The following is an 11,911-nucleotide window of genomic DNA, read 5'->3' on the forward strand; positions in this document are numbered from 1 at the left end:
GTTCCGGTTGGGGCGCCCAGGACGTGGTCTGTGACGAAACGGGCACATTACGGGGGGAGCGGCCGGTTCAGGGCCGAGTGACCGGCGTGGCCCCTTTCGCCGTCCCGGCCGGGCCCGCAGTGCCCGCCGCGCCGGGCGTGTCGGCCGGGTCCCGCGGGGAGCCGACGTGCCGCGGCAGGGGCCGGAGCCCTTCGAGGACCGTGTCCACTATCCGCTCGGCCAGCCCCTCGGGCAGGTCCGCGTCGGGCCGCATGACGCTGCGCACCAGCATCGGGCCGACGAGGAGGTCGGTCAGCAGTTCGATGTCGACGTCCGTGCGCAGTTCGCCGTTGAGCTGGCCGCGGCGCAGGACCTCCATCTGGAGTCTGCGCCGGGGTTCGACGACGGTGGTGTGGTAGGCGCACCAGATCTTCGGGCTGGACTTCATCTGGGCGTACACGTTGTGCAGGATCGCCGAGGAACGGCTGACCAGTCCGCGGCGGCGCAGTTGCTCCAGGAGGGCGACGAGGTCGTCGCGCATCGAGGTGCCGGGCAGGTCCGCGTCGGGCGGCTCGGCGGCGCGCACGACGTCGACGAACAGCTCGTCCTTGCCGCTCCAGCGGCGGTAGATGGTGGCCTTGCCCACGCCGGCCGTGCGGGCGATGCGCTCGATGGAGAGTTCGGCGAGCGGCACCCCCTCCTCCAGGAGCTTCATCACCCCCTCGACGATGGCGCGTTCCACCGCCTCGCTCCGGGGCCGGCCCCGTGCGGGGAGGCCGGGAGCGGTCTGGCTGTCGGCGAGGCTCACCTGAGACGTCCTTTCGTCGTACCGGGTCATTGTCCCCCGCCGGCGTTGCCGTCCCGCAGGCCCTGCCGGGCCGGCCCTCCCTTCCCGCCGCTCCTGTAGCGCCGGCCCTCCCTTCCCGCCACCGCTCCTGTCCCGCCGGTCAGTCGGCCGCCGCGACCAGTTCCGCCTCCTCCCGGTCCCCGGGACGCTTCGGCGGCCGGCCGGGCAGGAACACGGCGACCACGACCGCGCCGATCAGCGCGACCACGGTGCCGCACAGCGAGGTCACGTGCATCGCGTGCAGGAAGGCGTGGTTGGCCGGGTCGACCAGTGCCTGCCCGCGCGGGCCGAGCTTCGCGGCGACGCCGAGCGTGGCCTCGATGGACTCCCCGGCGGTGTCCCGCAGCGCGGGCGGCAGCATCCCGAGCCTGCCCTCGATGGAGTCGCGGTACGCCGTGGAGAGCACCGAGCCGAGCACCGCGATGCCGAGCGCGCCGCCGACCTGGCGGAAGGTGTTGCTCAGCGCGGAGGCCGAGCCGGCCTTCTCGCGGGGCAGGGCCTGCATGATGACCACGCTGGTCGGGGTCATGATGTGGGCCATGCCGGTGCCCATGAGGAAGAAGACGACCTCCAGCACCCAGATGGGCGTGTCCGCCTCGAAGCCGGCGAACGCGGCCAGCATGCCGGCCAGCACGACGAGACCGGCCGTCGTGGTGGCCTTGTAGCCGAAGCGGTCGACGACCAGCCGGGCCCGCGGTGCGAAGATCATCTGAGCGGCGGCCAGCGGGATCATCAGCAGGCCGGACTCCAGCGGGGAGTAGCCGCGCACGCTCTGCGTGTAGAAGACGGAGAAGAAGGTGACGCCCATCAGGGCGAAGAAGACCAGCGCGATGGCGGCCATGGCGGCCGAGAACACCTTGTTCCTGAAGTAGGTCACGTCCAGCGACGGGTGGTCGCTGCGCTTCTCGAACACGATGAACGCCGTGAGGACGGCGAGACCGGCGACGATGGCCGCCAGGACGGTGCCGTTGGTGAAGTCGGCCAGTTCGCCGCCCTTGATGATGCCGTAGACCAGCAGGACCAGGCCGACCACGGACAGGACGACGCCGACGGGGTCGAGCCGCCCGGGGCGCGGGTCGCGGGAGTCGGGCACCAGCCAGACCATCAGCACCAGCGCGGCGATCACGATCGGCACGTTGACGAGGAAGACCGAGCCCCACCAGAAGTGGTCCAGCAGCAGTCCGCCGGTGATCGGGCCGATGGCGATGGCCAGGCCCACCCCGCCGGCCCAGATGCCGATGGCCTTGGGCTGCTCCTCGCGCTCGAAGACGTTCATGAGGACGGCGAGGGTGGCGGGCATGACGAACGCGGCACCCAGCGCCATCAGGGCGCGGTAGGCGATCAGCTGGCCCGGGGAGCCGGACTCGGCGGCCAGTGCCGAGCCGATGCCGAAGACCACCAGGCCGCCGAGCAGGACCTTCTTGCGGCCCACCCGGTCACCGACGAGGCCGGCGGTGAAGAGCAGGCCGGCGAAGACGAGCGTGTAGGCGTTGATCGCCCACTCCAGCTCGCTCTGGGTCGCGCCGAGACCGGTCGGGGCCGGAGTCGAGATCGTCTTGATGGCGACGTTCAGGATCGAGTTGTCGAGCACCACTATCAGCAGGCTCAGCATCAGCACGCCGAGGATCGCCCAACGGCGGCGGTGCACCGCTTCCGGCGTCCGGGGGCCGCCGTCGGCGCGGTCGGCAGGAGTAGTCATGCCACCGAGCGTAGAACACTTTCGATACGAGACCGTCTCGTATCGGAATTTTTTACTCGTACCTTACGGGCGGGGCGCTCGCCGGGACCGCCCACCGGGCCCGCGCTCGCCGCACGCACGCACGCACGGACCGCCGGCCGGCCGGGACGCGGAGCACAGGGGGGCGCTCTGGTCCACCGCGGCGGGAGGTGCCACCATGGAGGGGAGTCCGGGGACGCCGTCAGGGCGCCTCGAGATGACTGAAGGAGCCGTTGCAATGACGCAGCTTCCGGCTGCCCAGCCTGCACAGAAGAGCACCTCCGACGGCAGTGGCAAGACGCTGTACGGAGGCAAGGGCACCCGCCGCATCACCGTCCGCGACCTCGCCCTCGCCAAGGAGCGCGGCGAGAAGTGGCCGATGCTCACCGCCTACGACGCGATGACCGCGTCCGTCTTCGACGAGGCCGGCATCCCGGTCCTCCTGGTCGGGGACTCGGCGGGCAACTGCCACCTCGGGTACGAGACGACCGTGCCCGTCACCCTCGACGAGATGACCATGCTGTCGGCCGCCGTCGTGCGCGGCACCCGGCGCGCCCTGATCGTCGGCGACCTCCCCTTCGGTTCCTACCAGGAGGGCCCGGTGCAGGCGCTGCGCTCGGCCACCCGCCTGGTGAAGGAGGCGGGCGTCGGCGCCGTGAAGCTGGAGGGCGGCGAGCGCTCGCACGAGCAGATCCGCCTCCTGGTGGAGTCCGGCATCCCGGTCATGGCGCACATCGGCCTGACCCCGCAGTCCGTCAACGCCATGGGCTACCGCGTCCAGGGCCGCGGCGAGGAGGCCGCCCAGCAACTGCTGCGCGACGCCAAGGCCGTGCAGGACGCGGGCGCGTTCGCCGTCGTACTGGAGCTGGTGCCCGCCGAACTGGCGGCCGAGGTGACGCGGGTGCTGCACATCCCGACCGTCGGCATCGGCGCCGGCCCCGAGACGGACGCGCAGGTCCTGGTCTGGACCGACATGCTCGGACTGACCGGCGGGCGGGTGCCCAAGTTCGTCAAGAAGTACGCCGACCTGCGCACGGTCATGGGTGACGCGGCCAAGGCCTTCGCGGAGGACGTCGTCGGCGGGACGTTCCCGCTGGAGGAGCACTCCGTCCACTAGGACAGCCGTGGACCCTCGCGGTGACACCGAGGAGCCCCGGCCGATCTTCCCCCGTCGGCCGGGGCTCCTGCCGTGCGCCGCTGCGCCCGCCGGGCCGTCAGGCGTGCTCGTGCCAGCCGTTGGTGATGGGCAGCCTGCGGTCCTTGCCGAAGCCCTTCGCGGAGATCTTGGTGCCCGGCGGGTACTGGCGGCGCTTGTACTCGGCCCGGTCGACCATCCGCAGCGTCTTGACGACCAGCTCACGGTCGTAGCCCGCCGCGACGATCTCGTCGGCGCCCCGGTCCCGGTCGACGTACAGCTCCAGGATCGCGTCGAGCACCGGGTAGTCCGGCAGCGAGTCCGTGTCCACCTGCCCCGGTCGCAGCTCCGCGCTCGGCGGCTTGCTGATGGAGTTCTCCGGGATCGGCGGTGTCTGGCCACGCTCGGCCGCGGCCCGGTTGCGCCACTCGGCGAGCCGGAAGACCGACGTCTTGTACACGTCCTTGATGGGACCGTACGCGCCCACCGAGTCGCCGTACAGCGTGGAGTACCCCACCGCCAGCTCCGACTTGTTGCCGGGGGCGAGGACGATGTGGCCCTCCTGGTTGGAGACCGCCATCAGCAGTGTGCCGCGCAGCCGCGACTGGAGGTTCTCCTCCGCCAGGCCGGTCAGGCCCAGCGAGCCCATGTACGCGTCGAACATGGGCTCGATCGGCACGGTGCGGAAGTGCAGACCGGTGCGCCGGGCCAGCTCGGCCGCGTCGTCCCGGGAGTGCTCGGAGGAGTACTTGGACGGCATGGAGATGCCGTACACGTTCTCCGCGCCGACCGCGTCGCAGGCGATGGCCGCGACGAGGGCGGAGTCGATGCCGCCGGACAGGCCGACGAGGACGGAGCGGAATCCGTTCTTCTGCACGTACGCCCGCAGGCCCACGACCAGCGCCGTGTAGACCTCCTCGTCGTCGTCCAGGTGGGCGGCGTGCCCGCCGGCGCGCTCCGGCGCGTAGGCGGGCAGCGGCTCCTCGGACAGGACGACGCGGTCGATGCGCAGCCCGTCGTCGACCACGCCGTCGGGCGCGTCGGCCGCCGCGGCCGGCAGGTCGAGGTCGAGCACGACGCAGCCCTCGGTGAACTGCGGGGCCCGCGCGATCACCTCGCCGTCCGCGCCGACCACGATCGAGTCGCCGTCGAAGACCAGTTCGTCCTGCCCGCCGGTCATGGCCAGGTAGGCGGTGGTGCAGCCGGCCTCCTGGGCCCGCTTGCGCACCAGCTCCAGGCGGGTGTCGTCCTTCTCCCGCTCGTAGGGGGAGGCGTTGACGGAGAGCAGCAGACCCGCGCGCGCGGTACGGGCGGCCGGCACGCGCCCGCCGTCCTGCCACAGGTCCTCGCAGATCGCGAGGGCCACGTCGACGCCGTGCACGCGCAGGACGGGCATGGTGTCGCCGGGCACGAAGTAGCGGAACTCGTCGAAGACGCCGTAGTTGGGCAGGTGGTGCTTGGCGAAGTTCAGCACCATCCGGCCGCGGTGCAGCACCGCCGCCGCGTTCTGCGGGGCGCCGGCCGGCATGCCGTACTTCGGCTGGGCCGTCTCGCAGCGGTCGAGGTAGCCGACGACGACCGGCAGCTCGCCGAAGCCCTCCTCGGCGAGCCGGGCGGCGAGGGCGCGCAGCGCGGCGCGGGACGCCTCCACGAAGGACGACCGCAGGGCCAGGTCCTCGACGGGATACCCGGTCAGCACCATCTCCGGGAACGCCACGAGGTGCGCTCCCTGCTCGGCGGAGTGCCGGGTCCAGCGGACGACCGCCTCGGCGTTCGCGGCGAGGTCACCGACACGTGAGTCGATCTGGTTCAGGGCGAGACGTAGTTGAGGCACGCGCACCAGTGTAATCGTCAGAGCGACGCGATGGGGTGCCGAGCAGTGTGTGCCGCCCCACGCCCACCGCACCAGGCGGCCGCGCACCGCGCACCGCGCACCGCGCAGCGCGCGCCGCGCACCTCGGACTGCGCACCTCGGACCGTCGCACCGGCAGCCCCCCGCCCTGCCCGGCCGTCCCGCGCGCCACGCCCGAGTCCAGCCCGCCACGTCCGCGTCCCTCCCCGCGCGGTCGGGCGCGCCGTACGGCCGGCCGCGCCGCGTGCCGTCGCTTCCGGCCGCTGCCCCGGGGTGCGCGGTGGCCCGTCCGGCAGCGGTGGCCGGCCGGCGTCTTCCGTTCCGCTCCCGCGGGTCACCCGCTCCTGCCCGGGCGTCCCGGGGACGTGCCCGGCGCCGCGTCCCGGGGCGCGCGGGTGCCGTACACGCACGCGCGCCCGCCCCTGGGTGCAGGAGCGGGCGCGTGACCGGTGCCGGTGCGGGTCAGTGACGGCGACCGTAGGAGTCGACGTAGCCCTTCGCGGGCGAGCCGACGCCGGTGACGTCGTCGTAGCCCTTGACGGCCTTGAGCGAGCTGTCCTTGCCGAGGCTGCGGACGGAGACGCTCAGACCACCGGTGGCGTCGATGCCGTTGACGAAGTCGACGCGCGCGACCGCGAGGTCCTTGCCGGTCGGCTGGTCCACCACGTCGTGGTACAGCTTCGAGCCGTACTTCGAGTAGATCGCCGGGTTGGCGAAGCCGATCGCCTTGCCGCCCTGGGCCTGCTGGGCGAGGGCCTGGACGGCGGCGATGACCGGGGCGGCCAGCGAGGTGCCGCCGATGCGGTACTCGGCGTACTGCTGCGACCCGTCGGGGAAGGTCTGCGTCTGGCCGACGAGGAAACCGGTGTTCGGGTCGGCGATGGCCGCGATGTCCGGGACGACGCGGTTGCCGGCGGCGTTGTTGGCGGTGGCCAGCGCGTTCGGGACGACGCCCTTCTGGTAGTACGGCTGCGGAACGGTCTTGCTGGTGCCGCCGCCCGCGCCGGAGGTGTAGGCGCCGGGGAAGCCCTCCCAGCTCTTGCCGTCGGCCGACAGGGTCGCCTTGTCGGTGCCCCAGCCGGTCTCCCACAGGTACTTGTCGCCCTTGCCGACGGCCAGCGAGGTGCCGCCGACCGCGGTCACCCAGGCCGAGTTGGCCGGGGTGTCGACCTGCTTCGTGCCGGTGTTGGCGACCTCGTCGCCGTTGTCACCGGAGGAGAAGTAGAAGCCGATGCCCTCCACCGCGCCGAACTGGAACACCTGGTCGTAGGCGGCGGCCAGGTCCGGCGTCTGGTTGGCCTCGATGTCGCCCCAGGAGTTGGAGACGATGTCGGCCAGGTGGTTGTCGACGACCTTGCTCAGCGAGTCGAGCAGGTCGTCGTCGTAGCAGGAGGCGGCACCCACGTAGGTGACGTCCGCGTCCGGCGCGACCGCGTGCACGGCCTCGACGTCGAGGGTCTCCTCGCCGTACCAGCCGGCCGCCCCGCACTCCTCGGTCTTGGTGTAGGTGCCGGGGAGCACCTGGCGCAGCTGGCTGGTCCGCCACGCCTTGTCACCGTTCTTCTTCGCGTACGCGGCCGCGTCGAAGGCGATGGTCGGGGAGGCGTAGGCGTCGGTGATGGCGACGCGGACGCCCTTGCCGGTGTACTTGCCGGCGCCGTAGGCCGAGCGAAGCTGCTTGCCCGTGTAGCCCTTGACGGCGTACGGGATCTTCTCGCCGTAGGCGGACGGCAGCGTCTTCGCGATGTTCGAGCCGTAGTACGAGGAGAACGGCCCGGAGTTCTTGAACACCGCGTCCGGCGGCGGCAGCTGGTCCTTGTGGTCGGACTTGTGCGGGGCGTTGTCCAGGCCGGTGACGGTCAGGACCGTGCTCCGCAGGCCCGCCGGCACGGACGCCGACTGCGCCGGCGCGCGGTAGGTCTTCGAGCCCTTGGCGAAGTTGTGCATCTGGGTGCCGAACGCCTTCTCGGCGGCGGCGACGTCACCGGAGACGGCGACGTAGTGAGCAGTGACCGAAGTGACCTTCAGGCCCGCCGACTTCAGCCACGACGTGACGGCGGCCACCTGGGCCTTCGTCGCACCGAAACGCGCCTGCGCCTCCTGGGCGCTCAGGTACTTGCCGTACTGCGGCGAGGACGGGTCGGCGACCGCCTTGGCGTACTCGGCCAGGCCCGCGGCGTCGCGGCCGGCCAGGTACACCCGGGCGTTGACCGGGGCGCTGTTCGCGGTGGCGCCCTTGTCCGCCTTGGCCGTCGCCCACGCGGGCTTGGTGCCCGCGATCGCGTGGCGGGCGTCCGGGTGGCCCGCGGCGTGGGCCGCGGGTATGCCGAGCACCAGCGCACCGGCGACCATCGGCAGTGTCGCTGCCAGGCTCACTCCGGTACGCACGGTGGCGCGGTTGGATCTCATATAACCCCCTGCGATGCGGATCGCATGTAACGCAATGAGTGGTGGGACCTCGCGTGATCCGCATGCCGGCCGCGGCGGTTCGGCCCCTGAATGGATCACACGATCGAGTGCCACTCTTCCCGAAGAACCGTTCATGCCAGGGGAATGGGCAGGCCAAGAGAAGCCCAAGGAAGCGTCAGGACCGGTGTATAGCGCATGAATTGCGGTCTTCGTTCCCCGGATTCCGGTCGCCCGTCGTCAGGAAACGGGCGCCGTACGGCCGTGGGACTGGAGTCGTACGGACCCTAACGGGACGTCGCCCCGCGCTCCTCGAGCATGTCGGCCATGAGCCGGATCTCCGACTGCTGCGCGTCCACCATGCCCTGCGCCAGCCGCTTCTCCACACCCACCGTGCACTGGGCCGCGCACGCCTGCGCCATGTGGATGCCGCCGCGGTGATGGGCCGTCATCAACCGGAGGTAGAACACCTCGGCCTGCCTGCCCCGGAGCCGGCCGAGCTTCTTCAGCTCGGTGTCGGTGGCCATGCCGGGCATCAGCGCCCCGTCCGCCCCGTCCGCTCCGTCCGCCCCGTCGGCCTCGTCCCTGCTGTCCGCCGCGGCCGTACCGCCTCCGGCGGAAGGGGTGCTGCCCGTTCCCATCCACGCCATCGGCGGGTCCGCCGACACCTTCGGCAGCCCCCACAGGTCCAGCCAGCCCAGCAGCATGCCGCGCTGGTTGGCCTGGGTCTGCGCGATGTCGTAGGCGAGACGGCGCACTTCGGTGTCGTTCGTACGGTCGCGCACGATGTACGACATCTCCACGGCCTGCTGGTGATGGACCGCCATGTCCCGGGCGAAACCGGCGTCCGCGGACGAGGCGGCCGGGACGGCCGGGGCCGCCGGGGCCTGTCCCCGTGCCTGGGCCGTCGCCGCCGGGACGGCCGCGCCGCCGCCGGACCCGCCGTCCTCGCCCGCGGCGACCGCGTAGGTGACCGCCCCGGCCGCGACCACCGCCGTGGCGACGGCGCCCGCGACCAGCCCGGCGACCCTCACTGGCCCACCCCGCCCGTGCAGGCGGCGCCCGGCTCCGGCGTCTGCGGGCCCTGGACGAACTTGGCGAGGAACGCGTCCACGGCAGGGTCGGCCGCGCCCGTCACCGTGCGCTGGTGCGCCCAGGCCGACAGCATGACCGGGTCCTTCTGGCCGGGCACCGGGCTCATCAGCGTGTACGGCGTGCGGCGGACCTTCGCCGCGAGCGCGGCCACATCCGCCTTGGACGCCTTGGCGTTGTACGTCACCCAGACCGCGCCGTGCTCCAGGGCGTGCACGGCGTGCTCGTTCTTCAGCGGGGCGGTGTAGACGTCCCCGTCGCAGTTCTGCCAGACCGGGTTGTGGTCGCCGCCGACCGGGGGCTCCATCGGGTAGGTCACCGGGGCGGTGGTGTGGGTGCGGCCGAGCGTGCCCTGCCAGGTCCGCACGCCGTCCGCGCCCGTGACGAAGCGGCCGGAACCACCCTTGCCGTCCTTGCCCTTCCCCCCGCTCGGGTCCGCCGCGTCCTGGCCGTTCCTGCCGCTCATGCCGCTCACCCCGGTCGGGGTGGCCGCGGACGCGCTCGCCTTCGCGACCGGTGCGGTGTCGTCGGACCGCGACTGGACCAGCACCACACCGCCGACCGCCAGGCCCGCGACGACGACCACGCTCGCCGCGATGGCCAGCAGGCGGTTGCGGCGCTCCCGGGACCGGTCGGCACGGCGCATCTCCTCGATGCGGGCCTTGCGCTGCCCGGCTGCGGTGCTGTCCGGCTTCTTGGCGGAGCCCATGGGGGAGCCCTTCGTGTCACGGTCGGATGGAGCGGGGCGGGAGGAGCGGGGAGCGGGCGTGCCGAGGGTGGGGCGTGCTGATGGTAGTGGGGAGGGCGGGGCGCGCGGGAGACCGGGCAGCGCCAGAGGTGGGCGCCGTCGGGCTGCGCGGCGGAGGCGAACGCCGGTGGGCTGCGGCCCAGGTGAACGCCGGTGGGCTGCGCGGCCGAGGTGGGCGCCGGATAAGTTGAACCGCAGATGCGCATTATCTAGGCTTGCCGCATGCGGCTGCTGCGCTCCACCGACATGGCGCTGCGCGTCCTGATGAGGCTCGCCGTCGCGGGCGGGTCCAGCCCCACGACCCGGGAGGTCGCGGCGGACATGGGCGTGCCGTACACGCACGCCGCGAAGGTCGTCGCCGAACTCCAGCACCGCGGGCTGCTCGCGGCCCGCCGCGGCCGGGGCGGCGGCCTGACCCTCACGGAGGCGGGCCGCGGCGCGTCCGTCGGCGCGATCGTGCGCGCCCTGGAGGGCGAGGGCGACGTCGCGGACTGCGAGGGCCCGAACCCGTGTCCGCTGAACTCCGACTGCCGGCTGCGGGGTGCCCTGCGCCGGGCCCAGGAGGCGTTCTACGCCGCCCTCGACCCGCTCACCGTCGCCGACATGGTCGCTTCCCCGACGGGCCCGCTGCTGCTGGGCCTGCCGAGCGCGCGGCGACCGGCCGGCACGGGGGACTGACCGGCCCCGGCAGACGCCCCGGCGGGGGAGAGGCCGGCGAGCAGGAGGCCGGCCAGACGGACGGGAACGGAAAAAGCCGGCCGGAGGCGGTCGGGGGAACCGCTTCCGGCCGGCGGCTTTCACACCGGGCCGGGCCGCGCAGCCGTCGGGTCGGGCGGCCGTCCGGCCACGCGACCGCCGGGCGGTACCGCTCTCAGGCCGCCGCGGTGGCCTCCTTGGCCAGCCACAGGTCCGGGCCGAAGACCTCGTAGTGGATGTCGGCCGCGGCCACGCCCTTGGCCAGGAGCTGCTCGCGCACCGCGCGCATGAACGGCAGCGGGCCGCACAGGTAGGCCTGGGTGCCGGCCGGGACCTCGACGTCGCCGAGGTCGGCCAGGCCGGGCCGGCCGGCGCCCGCCGCGTCCTCGTCGTACTGCTCGTAGAAGAAGACCGTGCGCGCGTCCGCCAGCTTGGCGGCGTACGCCTCGTGGTCGGCCCGCAGGGCGTGCGACGCGGGGGAGCGGTCGGCGTGCACGACGGTCACCGGGGCGCTGTGGCCGGCCTCGGCGAGCTGGTCCAGCATGGCGATCATCGGGGTGACGCCGATGCCCGCGGAGGCGAGCAGCAGCGGCGCGGCGGTGTCCTCGAGGACGAGGTCGCCGTAGGGGGCGGACAGCTGGAGGACGTCGCCCTCGCGCACGTGGGCGTGCAGGTGGTTGGAGACCTCGCCGTCGGGGGTCGTGGCGTCGCCGCTCACCCGCTTGACGGCGAACTGCCGCTCCGGGGAGCCGGGCGCCGCGGTCAGGCTGTACTGGCGGATCTGCCGGGCGCCGTCCGCGAGGGTGACGCCGACGGAGACGTACTGGCCGGCGCGGTAGCCGGGGACCGGGCCCCCGTCGGCCGGGCGCAGCCTGAAGGTGGCGACGTCGGCGGTCTCCTCGATCCGCTCGACCACCTTCCACTCGCGCCAGCCGGTCTGCTCGCTCTGCTCGTACAGGCGCTTCTCGATCGCCATGAGGGCGTTGGCCATCAGCCAGTAGACCTCGGTCCAGGCGGCGGCGACCTCGGCCGTCACGGCCTCGCCGAGGACCTCGGCGATGGCGGCGAACAGGTGTTCGTGGACGATCGGGTACTGCTCGGGGACGATGCCGAGGGAGGCGTGCTTGTGGGCGATGCGGTGCAGCATCAGGTCGGGGCGCTGGTCCGGGTTGTTCACCAGGTACGTCGCGAAGGCGGCGATGGAACCCGCGAGGGCCTGCTTCTGGGCGCCGGAGGCCTGGTTGCCGCGGTTGAACAGGTCGCGCAGCAGTTCGGGGTGAGCGTCGAACAGCTTGGCGTAGAACAGCTCGGTGATCTCGCCGATGGCACCGCCCACGGCGGGCAGGGTGGCGCGGACGGTGGCTGCTGACTGTTCGGACAGCATCGTGACTCCTCGAAGGCTCGACCGGATCGCTCGACAGTTCGATCGCTCGACTGAG

9 protein-coding genes are annotated in these 11,911 nt (G+C 72.8%); 2 read left to right on the top strand and 7 right to left on the bottom strand.

Translation table 11 applies throughout. The features are described 5' to 3' along the window. Positions 1-67: 67 nt before the first annotated feature. Positions 68-787, bottom strand: a complete 720-nt coding sequence (locus ABZ719_RS01880) for a TetR/AcrR family transcriptional regulator (protein ID WP_366723294.1) — start codon at positions 785-787, stop codon at positions 68-70. Positions 788-926: 139 nt separating this feature from the next. Further along, positions 927-2,525: an MFS transporter gene (locus tag ABZ719_RS01885; protein ID WP_366723295.1), complete on the bottom strand. Its 1,599-nt coding sequence runs from the start codon at positions 2,523-2,525 to the stop codon at positions 927-929. 256 nt (positions 2,526-2,781) lie between these two features. On the opposite strand from ABZ719_RS01885, the gene panB reads away from it, so the two are divergent. After that, positions 2,782-3,660, top strand: a complete 879-nt coding sequence (panB, locus tag ABZ719_RS01890; protein WP_366723296.1) for a 3-methyl-2-oxobutanoate hydroxymethyltransferase — start codon at positions 2,782-2,784, stop codon at positions 3,658-3,660. A gap of 97 nt (positions 3,661-3,757) precedes the next feature. Here the strand turns inward: panB and ABZ719_RS01895 are convergent, their stop codons facing one another. The 4 genes from ABZ719_RS01895 to ABZ719_RS01910 all read right to left on the bottom strand — a co-directional run bounded on the left by ABZ719_RS01895 (position 3,758) and on the right by ABZ719_RS01910 (position 9,737). Then, positions 3,758-5,512, bottom strand: a complete 1,755-nt coding sequence (locus tag ABZ719_RS01895; RefSeq protein ID WP_366723297.1) for an NAD+ synthase — start codon at positions 5,510-5,512, stop codon at positions 3,758-3,760. Between the two features lie 480 nt (positions 5,513-5,992). Then, complete coding sequence (locus ABZ719_RS01900) at positions 5,993-7,939, bottom strand: S53 family peptidase (protein WP_366723298.1); 1,947 nt, start codon at positions 7,937-7,939, stop codon at positions 5,993-5,995. Between the two features lie 284 nt (positions 7,940-8,223). After that, complete coding sequence (locus ABZ719_RS01905; protein ID WP_366723299.1) at positions 8,224-8,970, bottom strand: DUF305 domain-containing protein; 747 nt, start codon at positions 8,968-8,970, stop codon at positions 8,224-8,226. Next, the gene (locus tag ABZ719_RS01910) at positions 8,967-9,737 is read right to left on the bottom strand and encodes a DUF3105 domain-containing protein (protein WP_366723300.1); all 771 of its coding nucleotides are present in this window, start codon (positions 9,735-9,737) and stop codon (positions 8,967-8,969) included. The genes ABZ719_RS01905 and ABZ719_RS01910 overlap by 4 nt, the downstream gene beginning before the upstream one ends. A 261-nt stretch (positions 9,738-9,998) precedes the next feature. On the opposite strand from ABZ719_RS01910, the gene ABZ719_RS01915 reads away from it, so the two are divergent. Then, complete coding sequence (locus tag ABZ719_RS01915) at positions 9,999-10,454, top strand: Rrf2 family transcriptional regulator (RefSeq protein ID WP_366723301.1); 456 nt, start codon at positions 9,999-10,001, stop codon at positions 10,452-10,454. A gap of 193 nt (positions 10,455-10,647) precedes the next feature. Here the strand turns inward: ABZ719_RS01915 and ABZ719_RS01920 are convergent, their stop codons facing one another. Continuing rightward, a complete protein-coding gene (locus ABZ719_RS01920; protein ID WP_366723302.1) occupies positions 10,648-11,856 on the bottom strand; it encodes a globin domain-containing protein in 1,209 nt (402 codons plus the stop codon). Positions 11,857-11,911: the final 55 nt, after the last annotated feature.

The sequence above is a fragment of the Streptomyces sp. NPDC006743 genome (genome assembly GCF_040703815.1).
GTDB lineage: Bacteria > Actinomycetota > Actinomycetes > Streptomycetales > Streptomycetaceae > Streptomyces.